We start from the raw sequence: 15287 nt of genomic DNA, 5'->3' as shown, positions 1-15287 counted from the left end.
GTTTTTATAATCTCCTGTTTATTTAATATGATTTATTATTGACTGAATATCGTCCAGCGAAACCTCGTTTTGTTCGCTGGTTTGCATGTTTTTAAGCATACATTTGCGGTTTTCTATTTCGCTGTCGCCCAGAATCAAAACAAAACGGGCGGATTTTTTATCGGCATATTTCATCTGAGCTTTAAGAGAACGTCCTACAAGGTCACATTGCGCTCTGAAGCCCGCTTTGCGAAGCCGGGAAGAAAGTCTGAAACCTTCCGAAACGGCACTCTGACCGAGGGAGGCGATATATATATCTATGCTGTCGCTGACCGCAGGAAGCTTGTTCTGAGCCTCAAGCACCATCATAAGACGGGTAAGACCCATGCCGAAGCCTATACCGCTGAGTGCGGGACCGCCAAGAGACTGAACAAGACCGTCGTAGCGTCCGCCGCCGCAAACGGTGCTTTGGGCACCGATGTCCTCGCTGATAAATTCAAATACCGTTTTGCGGTAATAGTCAAGACCGCGTACGATGCGGGAATTGACGGTGAATTCACGTCCTGCCTTGGTGAGAAGCTCCTTGAGCCCCTCCATGTGATTCTTGCAGTCATCACACAGATAATCAATAGTGTGAGGCGCGTTTTTAGCAATGGCAGAACAAATGGGGCTTTTGCAGTCCAGAATACGAAGAGGATTTTTTTCCAGACGTCCTTTGCAGGTATCGCATAAATCGTCTATATTTGAGGCAAAATACTCCTTGAGAGCCGCATGATATTTTGGACGGCACTCCGGACATCCGATTGAGTTTATTTCAAGACGCACGTTGAGTCCGAATTCGTCAAAAATATCGGAAGCAAGCATTATTACATCTGCATCTGCGGTCGGAGAATCGGCGCCGAACATTTCCACACCGAACTGAAAAAACTCTCTGGATCGGCCGGCCTGTGGCTTTTCGTAACGGAAGCAGGAGATGATGTAATAAAGAGACAGCGGCATTGCTTCGGAGCAAAGTCCGTTTTCTATTATACTGCGAACAACACCCGCAGTGCCCTCGGGGCGAAGGCTGATGGAACGGTTGTCGTTGTCGGTGAATGTGTACATTTCCTTCTGCACAACGTCGGAGGTGTCTCCTACACCGCGGTTGTAAAGCTCGGTTACCTCAAAGGTGGGCAGGCGTATTTCACCGAAGCCGTAGCGTTTTGCGATCTTGCGTATACGGTTCTCCACCTCCAGCCATATTGCGGCTTTGTCGGGGAGAATATCAATAGTTCCTCTGGGTTTCTGTATCAAAGTGAACAATCCTTTCTTTTGTCATAGTTGGTATTGACGTACACAAAGTACAGCCACATATGTGCACTGTACTTTGAATGATTTACAGTTTAATGTTTGTTGGGATTAACGATTTCGCGCCAATCAAGGTCGCCGCGGTCGAGAGCCATGATTATAGCCTCTGCGGTGGCAATGTTGGTTGCGACGGGAATATTATATATATCGCACAGGCGAAGAATATTCATCTCTGTTTCGTCAAAAGTGCTGTTGGGAGAGGTGTCTCTGAAATAGAGGAGAACGTCAATTTCATTGTAAGATATACGGGATGCAATCTGTTGATCGCCGCCCTGGGTACCGCTTAAAAGACGCTCTATTTTCAATCCGGTAGCATCGGTAATATTCTTGCCGGTAATACCTGTTGCACAGATATTGTGCTTTGAAAGGACCCCGCAATATGCGATGCAAAACTGAGTCATGAGTTCTTTCTTGTTATCATGAGCGATTAAAGCAATTTCCATATAAAATCTCCTTTATTTTTAGAATTTGTCAAAGCAGTTTTTCGCGTTTGGATGCCTTCATAATGCTGTCCATAAGGCTTACGCGCTGTCCGCTGAGTCGTAACGCAATATTATTTATGGCTTTTGTTCCGTCTGTTTTCAGCGTCAGACAATTAATAAGACCGCCATGCTGCTGAATACCGTCAATACCGCTGTCGGCAGGAACGACACCGAGGAGCTTTACGGAGCTTCTTTCGATTATGTCGATTATGCCGGGGTAAATGCCTTTTTTTACAAACGGTATATTGAACATATTGATAACCAGACGTGGATTGTTTTTTCCCAGACGGCAAAGTTCAAATGCGGTTTTTTCCGCCGCACGTACGGAAGATGGGCTGTGGGAGCACACTACAACTGGCGTGTCCACTGCCTCGGAGTGAGCAACCAGTTCAAAAAGCTTTCCGAAGCCTGCCGGCATATCCAGAAGAACATAGTCAAATTCACTTTTCAGCTGTTTTAAAAACGAATCGACCTGCTCGGCAGTTATTTCCTCCAGCATATTTAAGTCAAAGCCTATTGGTGCGGGCATAAAAGCCAGAGAAGGCAGAGAATATCCGGATGTGTACGCATCTCCTACCGCGCATTTGCCTGTTATCAGATTGTAAGCGTCAGCGCATACGCTGTCCTCGAAGCCGAGAGCAAGGTCAAGGCTGCGTACGCCAAAGTCCATATCCACCGCAATAACGCTCGCGCCTTGCAATGCCAGTGCCGCGGCAATGCCTGAGGTTACGGTTGTTTTACCCACACCGCCTTTGCAGGAGGTGATCATTATAACATTCCCCAAAAAGTCCACCTGTGTTTCTATATGTATTGTACATATTATACCATAAAACAGTGCGCTGTGTCAATAAAAATTGTTAAATGATATAATATTTTACAGTGAGTTAAAAAACTCCGCCATTATCTGTATAAGTATACCACAAAAACAACTAAAAGTAAATATCTGAGCACAAAATATTTGATTTTGTTTCCATAAAAAGAGAGGGAAAACCGTATGACAGACAATCTTAAGAAGAATATTGAGCTTTTTGACAGCCTTTTGCACACAGACCGCACTTTCGATGTACTCAAAACTACTATGAAGGCGGGTAACCGCGAGGCATGCTATTACTACATTGAGGGATTTGTGAACAGCGCGGACACGCTGAGATTCCATGAAAAAATATGTTATACCAAGGACTGCGACTATTCCGATATGGACGAATATGCCAGGGCGGTTGTACCCAGAATAGAAAGCTTTGTGAGCGATGATGACCAAAAGATAGTTGATGCCGTGCTGTGCGGAAATGTGGCTATGTTCATCGACGGCTACTCGCAGGCACTTGTCATAGATGTAAGAACTTATCCCGACAGGGGAGTGGAGGAACCGGAAAAAAGCCGTACATTGCGCGGACCGCATATCGGATTTAACGAAAATCTGACCAAAAATACCATTCTCATACGGCGATATATCCGTACACCGGAGCTGTCTTTTGAAAGATTCAGTGTGGGAGATATTTCGAAAACCGATGTTGCGATGGTTTATATCGCAGACAGGGTTGATATGAGACTGGTGGACAAAATACGCGAAAAAATCACAAAAATAAAAACCAAGGCTCTCTGTATGTCTCAGGAGAGCCTTGCGGAACAGCTGTTAAAAAATAAAAAGTGGCTTAATCTTAATCCTTTTCCCAAGGTGAAATATATCGAGCGCCCGGATAGCGCTTGCGCCGAGCTTATGGAGGGGAAATTGCTTGTAATAGTTGATAATTCTCCGTCTGTGATGCTGTTTCCCACCAACATACTGGACTTTTTTGATGATGTGGAGGAATACTATTTCCCGCCGGTCACGGCAAGCTATCTTAAAGTGGTGAGAATACTGACTTATTTTGCGGGAGTATTCCTTGTGCCCATATGGTATCTGGCGGTTCATCATGCCCATCGATTGCCCGAATATCTTTCTTTTGTAAAGGTGACGGATGAATATGCCGTGCCCATAATACTGCAGATACTCATTATAGAAACCGCCATCGACGGACTTAAGCTGGCATCCATGAATTCACCTTCGCAGCTGCAGAACTCAGTCAGTATCGTTGGTGGACTTATTCTTGGTGACTTTGCAGTAAAAAGCGGATGGTTTATTTCTCCGGTTATACTTTACACCGCATTTTCGGCTATTGCCACCTTTTCACCTACGAATTACGAGCTGGGATATTGTTTCAAATTTATGAGAATTTCCCTGGTGGTGTTCACCTGGCTGTTTGACATATGGGGGTTTGTGGCTGTGCTGGCAGTGTGGCTTTTGATACTTTGCTTGAACAGAACCGTGGCGGATACGGGATATTTATACCCCATAATCCCCTTTGATAAAAACGGATTCAAAAAGATATTTGTGCGCAGCTTCAGCGGAAAAGAACAGAAATAATTAAAATAAACCTCTGTCACGGCGGACGCGGGATTCAATAATGCCGAAAATCAGCTTGTCAAAAACTATACCGATGAACATTATTACCAACATTACTCCCATAACCTGACTCATGTCGGAAAGCTCACGTCCCATGGTCATGAGGTATCCCAGACCCACCGATGCATTAAGTACTTCGCTTGCCATAAGCGCACGCCATGCAAATGCCCAGGTCTGACGCAGACCGTTTATTATTCCGGGCATGGCGGCGGGGATTATTATTCTCGTCGCCATGGTCCATATGTTGCAGGACATGGTTTTTGCCACTTTTACGTATATGGGATTTATGCTTTTTATTGCGGAATCAAGAGACAGAGCCAATGAAAACGCAGAACCAAGCACGATAACAAATATGATGGCGGAGTCATTTATTCCGCACCACAGTATCGCAAATGGCAGCCAGCACACATTCGGAAGTGCCTGAGTGCCTGCAAGCAGGGAACGCATATCATCGTAGAAGGTTTTGCTTTTCAAAAGCGCAAGTGAAAGCAATATTCCGACAAGGCAAGATATTATAAAGCCTGAAAACAGTCTGGAAAGACTTATTCCCACTGCTTTTGGCAGAACACCGTTGGCGCACAGTACGCCCAGACGCGCTACTACCTGTATTGGGGATGAAAACATATACGGCCTTATAACATGTGTGACATCTACCAGTACGAATGATATAAGTTGCCATGCACCGATGAGTATTATGTAAAAAAGAACCGTTTTTAAGGCTTTTTTAATATTACTTTTTTGCATTTGAACACCTGTTGATTATACCTTTTATAGTGTTTACATGTTCGATAACATCATCATTTACGGTACGTGGGTAGGGTATAGAAATATTCACAGTTTCCTTGATGTTATCGGGCGAAAATCCGAGAACCACAACACGGTTTGACAAAAGAACTGCTTCTTCTACATCATGAGTTATAAAAAGTATGGTTTTTTTGGTGAGCTGCCATATTTTCAGCACTTCTTCATGAAGAATGCTGCGCGTTTGAGTATCTACCGCTACAAAGGGCTCGTCCATAAGCAGTACCTCCGACTCCAACGCAAGCGCACGTGCAATGGAGATGCGCTGACGCATACCGCCGGAAAGCTGATGTATTCGGTAATCCTTGAATTGTGAAAGGTTTACCATGTCAAGATAGTAAAGAGACTTTTCGATAGCCTCTTTTTCGGGAACACCCTTCACCTTCAAACCGAAGGTCATGTTTTCCATGACATTCAGCCAGGGAAAAAGAGAGCTTTCCTGAAACACCATTGCAAACTCTTTGCATGGTTTTGTGATTGGCTTGCCGTTGTAGTAAACAGCACCGCTCGATGGCTTTGACAGTCCGGCGATGATATTGATGAGCGTGGATTTTCCGCAACCGGACGGGCCGACGATGCTGACAAACTCGCCGTCGTTTATCTCAAGCGAAATGTTGTCCAGAACACCGGTGTGCTCGTTGAAGCGTTTCCCGCTTCCCTCATAACATCGTGAGATATTTTCAATTTTTAACATAATTTACTCCGAAAGGATTTTATCCAGTATAGATGTGTCGGTGAGAAACGAAAAATCTGTTTTCACACTCATGTATCCCAGCTTTTGGTAAGCATTCACAAATTCACCCAGGGCGTTTTTGTACGGATCAGAGGTTACGATAAGCTTTCCGAATGATTTTTTTATCAGTTCTTCTGATAGACGGCTACCCGTCAATCTTTCTATCTGATCGGCTACCATGACTGCCGCTTCATTTTTGTTTGCGTTTATGTAGTCTGTTAAACGGATGTGCTCGCGCAGGAAAGCTTCCACTTTGTCGGGATGCTTTTCGAGAAAATCTTTGCTTGCAACGATCAGCGCGGTGGGATAATTTCCGTTGTCATATATGTCATCGTAATCAAGCAGCACATTCGCGCCGGTCTCCTCCGCCAAACGTGTTCCCCAGGGCTCGGGGACAAATGCCGCATCAATGTCTCCGCGGTCGATAAGAAGTTTTATATTGGGGTTTTCCGAGGCTATAATGTCTACTGTTCCGCCGTTGCTCCTGTCCTTCAGACCTTCTTTTAAGATTAGGTCGCGCAGTAAAATGTCCTGAGTGTTTGCAAATTGAGGTACGGCGACCTTTTTGCCGTCAAGCTCCTTTAGTTCTTTAAGCTTTAGACCGCTGCGAGTCACAAGCAGAGAGCCTGCACCTGTGGCACCGGCGATTATTCTTATTTCCCCCTCAGACTTTGAATAGCCGTTTATGGCAGGTATGGGACCGATGTAGCCGATATCCACCTCTCCGGCAAAAATTGCTTCAATTTCGGACGGACCTGCATTAAAAGTATGCCATTCAACCTTTGTATCTTCACCCAAAGCTGTTTCAAAGCTGTTTTGTGCCATTCCGATGAGTGCCTGAGAATGGGTTATGTTGGGGAAGCACGCGATTCTGACGTGTATAAAACCGTCATCCGGTGTGTTGCAGGCTGTAAAACAAAATAAGCTTACAAGCAATATGAGGAAAAAGACGGATTTTTTCATTATCTTTATCTCTTTTCTACATTATATGGTGTCAACTGCGCCACATTTGCATTATACAATATTAATTGCCTGTTGTCAAGTAAATCGGTACCAATCAAACCGAATTTAGACAAATGATAAAAAATATTCAAGAATTACGTATGGCTTTGCGGTACTCTGTGGGGGATTTGCCGGTTTTTCTTTTGAACATCTTTGAAAACATCAATGGGTCTGAATATCCCACCGAATAGGCAATGTTGCTTATTGAAAGCTCCGGCTCGTGCAAAAACTCACACGCCTTTTTCATTCTGTACTCGATTATATATTCCTTGGGCGATTTGCCACAGGATTTTTTAAACACGCAGTGGAGATATTTTCTGTTTATCCTTACGTGCGCGGCAATATCGCTTACGGTTATGGCATCGCTGAAATGGTTTTTAATAAAGTGGGTAGCGATCGAAAAATAAGTAGTTTCACTTTCCTCACTTTCGGTTCTGTTTTTGAGAATAAGCGACATAAACTCATATAAAAGCGACGCAAAGTGCAGGTTCTCAGCACGGTTGTCGCTGCGGTCTCGCGGCATGGCGCGCATGATGGGGAGAAGTGAAGACCCCTCGCCGAATTTCAGAACGGGATTTCGTACCGACACACCTATATGCGAAAGAATTTCCTGTGAATCGTCGCCTGAAAAGTTGATCCATGCATAGTGCCATGGATCTTCTTTGTCCGCCTGGTACTTCACTATTGTGTTGGGAAATATGAAAAACATATCTCCCGCGCCCAGGGAGAATTTGTTTGTTCCGCAGTAAAATGTGCCTTTCCCGGAAATTATGTAGTGTACTACCATATATGACCTTACACCTGCGCCCCAGGTATGCTTCGGCGGACAGTGCTGTTCTCCGGCGGAAAGAGGGCGTAGGGATTGACGGTTTTTTTTCTCGATCTCAAAGTTTACATTGCAAGTATCAAAGCATTTTTCCATTTTTTACCTCAACCGAAATTGATTTGATAAATGTATTTTATAAGACATTATACCATATTGTTGTGACAAAAAACAATGTACTTTTTGTTAAAACGGTGATATTATAACTGTAACATAAAATATAAAAGGAGAACGTGATTATGAAAAAGTTTGCATTTATCGGCGGCGGAAGCTTTGGCTTTACCCGTACACTTGTAAGGGATATTCTCACATTTCCTGCTTTCCGCGATGCCGAAATAGCTCTTATGGATATCGATCCCGAAAGACTTGACTACATAAAACGTGCTTGCGAAAAAATTGTCGAAAAAGGCAATTATCCCGCTAAAATCACTGCCACTACCGACAGAGTGGAAGCACTTAAGGGTGCAGACGGTGTACTTTGCACCATTCTTGCGGGTGATGTTGATGTATGGCAGTACGATATCACTATTCCAAAGAAATATGGAGTTGATATTAACGTAGGTGATACAAGAGGTCCATCCGGAATATTCCGTGCACTCAGAACTATCCCTGTTATGCTGGATATTTGTGCTGACATCGAAAAATATTGCCCCGATGCAGTGTTCCTTAACTATACCAACCCAATGGCTATGCTTTGCAGAGCTATGCAGGAGAAATTCCCCAAGCTTAAGATAACCGGTCTTTGCCACAGCGTTCAGGGCACAGCAAATATGCTTGCCGGCTGGGTGGGCGCAGACCCGAATGAAGTCACATACACCTGTGCGGGTGTCAACCATCAGGCGTTTTATCTCGACCTTAAGTGGAACGGCAAGGATATGTATCCCATGATTCGTGAAGCTCTGAAAAAGCCTGAAATACTCAATGCCGAACAGGTAAGAAATAATATGTTCCTCAATCTGGATTACTATGTTACCGAATCCAGCGGCCATAACAGTGAATATGTTGCGTGGTACCGCAAGCGTGCTGACCTTATAGAAAAGTATTGCACTGACGGTACAAACTGGAATCCGGGAAAGCATGCATATATTCTCGATTCGTATACAAAGCGTAAAGATACATGGAGAGATTCCATACACGAATTCCTCAATTCCGAAGAAATCGATCTCAACAGAGGTAACGAATATGCCGCATATATCTTTAATGCTGTATTTGGAGACAACACTATTTATAAATTCAACGGTAACGTGCGTAACTTTAACCTCATTGACAACCTTCCGTACGGATGCTGTGTAGAGGTGCCTGTTGTGGCGAGTCGGAACAAGCTGGAATCTGTTGCGGTAGGTGCACTGCCGGATCAGTTGGCATGTCTTATCAACACTACCGCCAGAATAGAAGAGCTCGCTGTTCAGGCTGCACTGGAAGGCGATCCCAGAAAGGTGTTTTATGCATGTGCGTTTGACCCGCTTACCTCTGCTGTTCTTTCGCTTGATGAAATCAAGCAGATGGTAGATGAAATGATGGAGCAGAACAAGGCGTATCTGCCTCAGTTCAAGACACTTAAGTAATAATTGCCAAAAACAGCCCGAGTGCCATGATTGATATGCACTCGGGCTGTTTTTGGCGTCCGAAAATCAGAATGGGCGTTCTCCCGTGAGAACGCCCATTCTTTTAGTAATTATTTTTTACAATATTACTGTTGCTTCATAGCAGCAAAGCACTCGCTGCAGTATACCGGACGGTCGTCGCTCGGCTGGAAAGGAACCTTAGCTTCTTTTCCGCACTGTGCGCAAGTGGTGGTGAACAGTTCCTTCTGGGCCTTACCTGCTGCTTTTCTTGCATCTCTGCAAGCCTTGCATCTCTGGGGCTCGTTCTGGAAACCTTTTTCTGCGTAGAATTCCTGTTCGCCTGCGGTGAAAACGAATTCGTTGCCGCAGTCTTTGCATACTAGAGTCTTGTCTTCGTACATGATTTACCTCGCTTGGTTTAAAAAAAATTTTATTTGCCCTTGATCGGAGTCACACCGATACCTAAGTACAATGTACAAACGCTCTTAAATTAAGCTACATGGGCATAATTCAGTGAAAAATATATATTAAATAAAATATATAACGCTGTCAATCCACCAATGTTCTGAGTTTGCGCCGTATGCGCTGAATTGCGTTGTCAACTGCTTTCTCGGTTTTTCCCGACAACTTCGCAATATTTGCGTAAGATGTGTCGGACAGATACAGAGAAAGCACCTTTTTTTCCAACGGAGAAAGCAAACCGTTAATTTTTTCAACCAGCATTTCAAGACTCTCTCTGTCGATTATTTCGTTTTCGGGATTGTCAAAAATGCTGATAACATCAAAATCCTCATCCGACAGGGAATATATAAGGCCCGGCGGAATAGTTCCCTTTGCACTGTACTTGCGCAAAAAGGACAGAACAGAGGATTTTATGCATACATACGCATAAGTGGAAAAAGACGAATAGCGGCTGTCAAAGGTCATAACAGCCTTATAAAGCCCCATCTGCGCTTCCTGATAAAGATCGTCGTGGTCACAGCCGGGCGCATCAAAGGAATGTATGATGCTGTGCAGCATATCTGAATATATTACCAATATGTGCTTAAACGCCTCTTTGTCGGTATGGCGTGTTTTTTCGATAAGCGCGGCAATATTTTCGTAATCGCGGTAGTCCTGCATAGCCACATCCTATTCTATCAATCGTCTGAGATACATTATAACATTTATTTTCAAAAAGTCAATAGATTTTGGTAAAATATAATAAAAACTTTTTCATTTTAGGCAAAATATCAGTTAAGCGGCAAAAGAAATCCTCCACAACGCCTTTTGCCGCTGTTAAGTTTTGCGATAATTCCCACTATGCTATACGCATCACTGCAACACTCATGTCGTCCGGACGTCCGCTTTTTTCGCAGGCGGCGGAAATTATTTTGTCCGCTATGTTTTGTGTATCACCCTCCAGACCGTAGCTCATGAGCTCCATCATGTCGGGTGCAAGCTCGCCGTTTTCAATTACTCCGTCGGAAAGCATTACGATAATATCATTCTTTTCAAGCTTCATGGTGGTCTTTTCGGCTGTCATATTGTAAAGAATTCCTGCCGGCGGTGTGTTGGAGGAGATTTTGTGGAGTTTTCCCTTTCTTACAACAAAAGCGGGTGCAGCTCCCGCCTTGATAAAGGAAGCGGTAGCGTCCATTTTATCTATCTCCACAAGGTCAATGGTGGAGAAGCATTCGTTGTCCTTTGAAATAAGAAAGTTGTTAAGCATTTCGATGGAAATATCCTTTGGAGAGCTTGACATAATAAGCTTTTGCATGAATCCGCTGGCTATTCCCGATACCTCTGCCGCATCCCGTCCGCTGCCCATTCCGTCGCAAATCAGCGAATAAAAGCAGTCATTGTCATCCTCAAACACCGATATACAATCTCCGTTTTTGGACTCTCCGCTTTTTGCACATGCAGCTTTGGCGAATTCCAGTGAAATTGCCGGGCAGCGTGTTATACGCATCACTTCAGAGCTTCCTTTTACAAAAAACTCGGGAACAGCAACGGAAAAGCCACATTCCTTTTCAAATTCCGCACGGATTCTTTCGGCTGATACTTCTATATCGGAAACACATATTCCCATAACATCTATGACCGTACGTCGTGAACCTTTTATTCTGAAGGTTTTATGTGTGATTCCCAAGTTGTCAAGCGCACGCTTTATTTTGAAGCTCTGAGGAAGTGTATCGTAAGACTCTGCGGGTTTAGCGGCATTTTTTAAAAGCTTGGAAACCGTGTTGTATTCACCTGAAAGTGTTCGGCTTTGACCGGAAATACCGCGTCTGCCCGCCGCATTGCGGTAATGCTTGAGGCAGGAGGATATAATTTTTTCGCTGTATCTGCATTTTGTTGACATCTCTTCGGGAAGGGTGTCATGACTCAGTGAGGTGTTGTACAGCTTTTCGCTCAGTTTTTTCTGTATCTGTGTGTTCGCCGCAGGCTCGCTCATGAGGCATATGCCTTGCATTACGCATTTCCCGCATACATCCTCAAAAGCGCGGTTTACAAAATGGGCACATTCATTTTTGTCGGGAAGATCATGCTTTTCCGAGCTCACGGCAAGCTGTGAAAGGGCACTGAAGGCGTCCGACATTTTTATAAGCTGCGCAGTGTCGTTATGAGTTTCTTCCGTTTCCCATTCTCCGTTGTCATTCATCGGAGGGACAGTGGGGGATAAGGGTATAAAACCTTTTACGGGAAAAAATGCAGCGCACGCTATCAGAAATTCCGGTGCAAGATATCCCACCGCATCAAACCCGGAGCAATATATTCCGTAGCAGACCGCACCTACATAGGCGATAAGTATGGCAAATACATCGGAGTATTCAAAGAATATACCGGCGCAAAAGCCAAGTATACCGAATACGGGCGGCATGATGAAGCTTTCAGAAGCAATACCGCATACCAGACCGGTAAGTGCACCGTACAATGCGCCTCTTTTTCTTGCTGCAACCAATGTGATAAAAGCGGAAATTACCATGGGCAGAGAGAACGACAGTATGTGTACGGATTTTATGCCGTATAATACCGCGAAGAGCAGTGCACCCGAAGCTGCATCAATAAAAACCGGCGATTTTTCGCTGTCTGAAATACCATCGAACAAAAATGCAAAAACAGGTGCACACAGCGACAGTATAAGTATACCCAGTATTTCCCATATTCCAATACCTTTTATGGCACCGCCCACCAGCCCTATGCACAGGGATGAAGCCAGCGCCAACGCCATTTTCGTAACGCGGTTTTCATTGAACTTCCCGCTTGTAAGAGCCAGCCTTATAAAGAACAGTGCACAATACATGGTGAAATATATAATACCGTTTTTGGGATATGTAAGTGTGGAAAGTATGCACCCGCCGCAAAGCATATAAAACGAAAAATCACCGTACAGCTTGAACCTGTGTGTTTTTTTCGGTATAAACGATATCAGTGCCACACCAAGCGGATGCACAGACAAAGGAAACACGGCGACGGCAATTATAAATCCAAATACCCCGTAAGCCATACCTCCCAACAGTGTCCGGAGCTGGGAAAGTACCTTCATTTTTTCCAGAGATAATTCTTTTGTTCTGTCCATATTTATTATTCCTTTCTGTTTAACTTATAGGTGGATTTTATCACAGCTTTCATGAATAATATGTCAAAACGTGTATGTGCGGCACTGTTAAAATGAACAATAAATTCTGTATCTGTTGTTTTGATTGCACAAATTGAAAATATTAGGCTGTTTTGTCTCATTTGCTCTTGACAACAAAAACATTTATGTGATATAATATATACATATATGATATTGATTTGTGACATTCAATATCCGCATTGTACGAAGGGGGATAAAATGTTAAAAAAATTGCTTTTGGCATCCATTATGGCAATGCTTGCACTTTTGATGGTGATAACGGCCTCTGCTGCCGCACTGGACAGTAACTGCAGGGATTTGCAGGGCGTACTTTATACACTGAATGACACGGCCCTTACCGCAATGGTGGGCGATGGCTCCGGCACATATAATAATTCGGGCTACAAGGCTTCCGCAGGCGATGTTGTTATTCCGTCCACAGTCGAAAAAGACGGAAAAATTTACAACGTTACCGAAATCGGATATTACGCATTCAAGCGTTGCAATGCACTGAAATCGGTTGCCGTTCCGTCAAGCGTTAAAACTATTTCAAACTGTGCTTTCTTTGATTGTGTCAATCTTGAAAGCGTAACTCTTTCCGAAGGGCTTGAATCCATCGGTGCTTCCGCTTTCGCGGGATGTGTGAATCTGGAGAATGTAACCATTCCTCAAAGCGTAAATAACATCGGATATTCAGCATTTTATTCCTGCAAGACAATGACATCCGCCGCTATTCCCGCCGGAGTGGAGAAGCTTGGTAACAGACTGTTTGCCTGCAGTGACAATCTTGAAACCGTTGTTATTCCCGACAGTGTTTCGTATGTCGATGACTCGGCATTCAACAGCTGTACTTCACTGACCACCGTAACCTTACCCATCAATGTTCTGACACTTGGTAAGTCGGTGTTCAGCGGATGCTCCTCACTTGAAAGCGTTTTCATGTATAAGAATCTCAGTCAGATAGGCAACAGTGCTTTTTGGGGATGCGATCTTCTCACGGTATATCTCCAACAGGAAGCAACCGCCGCACTGGCATACATGAACGAAAATGATGTTCCATTTGCACTTAAGGGTGACGTCAACGGTGATGGAAGCGTGAACGTTTCCGACTCCATATATCTGTTGCAGTATCTTGCAAGTTCCAGTATCAACCTTGGCAATACTGCAGAGATTGTCGCAGACACAGCCCGTGACGGTGCTGTGAATGTTTCAGATGCGATACGTATAGCACAGTATCTTGCGGCAAGAAATGCCGTTAATTTGGATTGATTTTACTATTTGGAAAGGAAATGAATATGAAAAAAATACTTATTACCCTATTGCTTGTTGCAACGCTTGCGGTTTCCGCAATGGCGTTTAATGCTCCTCTTACTGCTGCGGAATTTGTTTCCAAGGCTTCTCCCGAGTATACGTACACTAATGGTTTGTTGGGTATTGATTTTGTTGAAAAATCTATTCTGCGCCAGTATTCTGATGCATCTGGAAATGTTTACACCGCTAAATTAGCTTTTGAACCATCTGTTATGCAGAATGTAGCTAAAGTTGATAAAGCTTTTGCTATTCCTTCCGATGCGTTTGACGTTAAAGCTTTGTTCAGATACCCGGCTGAGTTTGTCGCAGGATACGAGCTTCGTCTTTTCTTCAACCCCGAGGTTGTTGAACTGGTTCCCCTTGAAGATCAGACATATGAAACTATATATGTTAACGGTGATACGGTTCAGACTCTTGTTGCTGCTTCGGGATACGATGTTATGATAGACGGTGTGCAGTATGAAACTAATGCTGCTTATGCTGAATATCTTCGTGCGACAACTTCTACGGAGAAACAGAAGCAACTTGATTTTTATAATAACAGCTCTAAAGACGGCATGACCACTGCGGTTGCCGCACAAGCATCTAACTTGAATAGTGTTTTTGGTGTTGAAATCGCACGTTGGACATTTACCGAAACCGATTCAACAAACAACAACTGGTACAGAACAAAGCTTAACCTTGATTTCACAAAGGTTGACGATGCAAATAAAAACGACCTTTATCCCCAGATTGAAGCTCCCGTATACTACTACAACCCCGACTACACAGGTCCTAAGTTTGACATTATAGGCGGTATGAAGAAGGCAGACGGCGCACTTCGTTTCGGCTCTGTTTACTTCCTGGGCGATGAATATTTTGATAACGATGCAGAAATTCTCGAAGCCGGTGTTGTATGTTATCCCTCCGAGCTTCTCGAGGACAAGGTTCTCACTCTTGAAACCGAAGGCGCCCTCAAAATCCCCGCTACCGGTCATCAGACCTTGAACGACAAAGAAATGACATACACCGGCGTTATCACCGGTCTCCCCGAGGATATGTACATTACCGCTAAATCCTATATCACCTATAAGGATAAGACAACAGGCGAAACCGTTACCGCTTATTCCGACCCCATCGCACGTAAGCTTGCAACCGCAGATGCTGTGAGCATGAAATAATTGAGAGGAGGACATACAACAATGAAAAAGAATTACACAA

Annotated in this window: 14 protein-coding genes; 4 read left to right on the top strand and 10 right to left on the bottom strand. The window is 44.0% G+C overall.

The features are described 5' to 3' along the window. Window positions 1–18 precede the first annotated feature (18 nt). The 3 genes from E7588_04765 to E7588_04755 all read right to left on the bottom strand — a co-directional run bounded on the left by E7588_04765 (window position 19) and on the right by E7588_04755 (window position 2592). Complete coding sequence (locus E7588_04765; GenBank protein ID MBE6688576.1) at window positions 19–1272, bottom strand: histidine--tRNA ligase; 1254 nt, start codon at window positions 1270–1272, stop codon at window positions 19–21. A gap of 89 nt (window positions 1273–1361) precedes the next feature. Then, a complete protein-coding gene (locus tag E7588_04760; GenBank protein ID MBE6688575.1) occupies window positions 1362–1769 on the bottom strand; it encodes a methylglyoxal synthase in 408 nt (135 codons plus the stop codon). Window positions 1770–1797: 28 nt separating this feature from the next. Then, window positions 1798–2592, bottom strand: coding sequence for a hypothetical protein (locus E7588_04755; GenBank protein ID MBE6688574.1), 795 nt, complete (start codon window positions 2590–2592; stop codon window positions 1798–1800). A 210-nt stretch (window positions 2593–2802) separates the two neighbouring features. Between E7588_04755 and E7588_04750 the strand changes: the two genes are divergently transcribed. Continuing rightward, on the top strand, window positions 2803–4212 hold the full coding sequence (locus tag E7588_04750; protein MBE6688573.1) for a spore germination protein: 1410 nt from the start codon (window positions 2803–2805) through the stop codon (window positions 4210–4212). Here the strand turns inward: E7588_04750 and E7588_04745 are convergent, their stop codons facing one another. The 4 genes from E7588_04745 to E7588_04730 all read right to left on the bottom strand — a co-directional run bounded on the left by E7588_04745 (window position 4213) and on the right by E7588_04730 (window position 7709). Beyond that, the gene (locus tag E7588_04745) at window positions 4213–4995 is read right to left on the bottom strand and encodes an ABC transporter permease (GenBank protein MBE6688572.1); all 783 of its coding nucleotides are present in this window, start codon (window positions 4993–4995) and stop codon (window positions 4213–4215) included. Next, a complete protein-coding gene (locus E7588_04740) occupies window positions 4982–5746 on the bottom strand; it encodes an ABC transporter ATP-binding protein (GenBank protein MBE6688571.1) in 765 nt (254 codons plus the stop codon). The genes E7588_04745 and E7588_04740 overlap by 14 nt, the downstream gene beginning before the upstream one ends. Window positions 5747–5749: 3 nt before the next feature. Then, entirely contained in the window at window positions 5750–6748 is a 999-nt protein-coding gene (locus E7588_04735; protein MBE6688570.1) for an aliphatic sulfonate ABC transporter substrate-binding protein, read from the bottom strand. A 127-nt stretch (window positions 6749–6875) separates the two neighbouring features. Continuing rightward, window positions 6876–7709 carry an AraC family transcriptional regulator gene (locus E7588_04730; GenBank protein MBE6688569.1) on the bottom strand — a complete coding sequence of 278 codons (834 nt, stop codon included), beginning with the start codon at window positions 7707–7709 and terminating at the stop codon, window positions 6876–6878. 140 nt (window positions 7710–7849) lie between these two features. Here E7588_04730 and melA point away from each other — a divergent pair, with 140 nt between their 5' ends. Beyond that, window positions 7850–9175, top strand: a complete 1326-nt coding sequence (gene melA / locus E7588_04725; protein ID MBE6688568.1) for an alpha-galactosidase — start codon at window positions 7850–7852, stop codon at window positions 9173–9175. A gap of 125 nt (window positions 9176–9300) precedes the next feature. Here the strand turns inward: melA and E7588_04720 are convergent, their stop codons facing one another. The 3 genes from E7588_04720 to E7588_04710 form a co-directional block, all read right to left on the bottom strand. After that, window positions 9301–9576: a zinc-binding protein gene (locus E7588_04720; protein MBE6688567.1), complete on the bottom strand. Its 276-nt coding sequence runs from the start codon at window positions 9574–9576 to the stop codon at window positions 9301–9303. Between the two features lie 148 nt (window positions 9577–9724). Beyond that, on the bottom strand, window positions 9725–10297 hold the full coding sequence (locus E7588_04715) for a sigma-70 family RNA polymerase sigma factor (protein MBE6688566.1): 573 nt from the start codon (window positions 10295–10297) through the stop codon (window positions 9725–9727). A gap of 178 nt (window positions 10298–10475) precedes the next feature. Continuing rightward, on the bottom strand, window positions 10476–12737 hold the full coding sequence (locus E7588_04710) for a hypothetical protein (protein ID MBE6688565.1): 2262 nt from the start codon (window positions 12735–12737) through the stop codon (window positions 10476–10478). 207 nt (window positions 12738–12944) lie between these two features. Between E7588_04710 and E7588_04705 the strand changes: the two genes are divergently transcribed. Continuing rightward, entirely contained in the window at window positions 12945–14045 is a 1101-nt protein-coding gene (locus E7588_04705) for a hypothetical protein (GenBank protein MBE6688564.1), read from the top strand. A 26-nt stretch (window positions 14046–14071) separates the two neighbouring features. After that, on the top strand, window positions 14072–15247 hold the full coding sequence (locus tag E7588_04700; GenBank protein ID MBE6688563.1) for a hypothetical protein: 1176 nt from the start codon (window positions 14072–14074) through the stop codon (window positions 15245–15247). Window positions 15248–15287: the final 40 nt, after the last annotated feature.

This window comes from Oscillospiraceae bacterium, assembly GCA_015065085.1.
Lineage (GTDB): Bacteria > Bacillota > Clostridia > Oscillospirales > SIG627 > SIG627.
Note: the sequence above shows the minus strand (reverse complement) of the source record. Positions and strands in the feature narration are given on the sequence as shown.

Coding starts and splice junctions, on each gene's coding strand:
- E7588_04760 (MBE6688575.1), bottom strand. CDS start 1,769: ATGGAAATTGCTTTAATCGCTCATGATAACAAGAAAGAACTCATGACT.
- E7588_04750 (MBE6688573.1), top strand. CDS start 2,803: ATGACAGACAATCTTAAGAAGAATATTGAGCTTTTTGACAGCCTTTTG.
- E7588_04745 (MBE6688572.1), bottom strand. CDS start 4,995: ATGCAAAAAAGTAATATTAAAAAAGCCTTAAAAACGGTTCTTTTTTAC.
- E7588_04740 (MBE6688571.1), bottom strand. CDS start 5,746: ATGTTAAAAATTGAAAATATCTCACGATGTTATGAGGGAAGCGGGAAA.
- E7588_04735 (MBE6688570.1), bottom strand. CDS start 6,748: ATGAAAAAATCCGTCTTTTTCCTCATATTGCTTGTAAGCTTATTTTGT.
- E7588_04730 (MBE6688569.1), bottom strand. CDS start 7,709: ATGGAAAAATGCTTTGATACTTGCAATGTAAACTTTGAGATCGAGAAA.
- melA (MBE6688568.1), top strand. CDS start 7,850: ATGAAAAAGTTTGCATTTATCGGCGGCGGAAGCTTTGGCTTTACCCGT.
- E7588_04720 (MBE6688567.1), bottom strand. CDS start 9,576: ATGTACGAAGACAAGACTCTAGTATGCAAAGACTGCGGCAACGAATTC.
- E7588_04715 (MBE6688566.1), bottom strand. CDS start 10,297: ATGCAGGACTACCGCGATTACGAAAATATTGCCGCGCTTATCGAAAAA.
- E7588_04710 (MBE6688565.1), bottom strand. CDS start 12,737: ATGGACAGAACAAAAGAATTATCTCTGGAAAAAATGAAGGTACTTTCC.
- E7588_04705 (MBE6688564.1), top strand. CDS start 12,945: ATGATATTGATTTGTGACATTCAATATCCGCATTGTACGAAGGGGGAT.
- E7588_04700 (MBE6688563.1), top strand. CDS start 14,072: ATGAAAAAAATACTTATTACCCTATTGCTTGTTGCAACGCTTGCGGTT.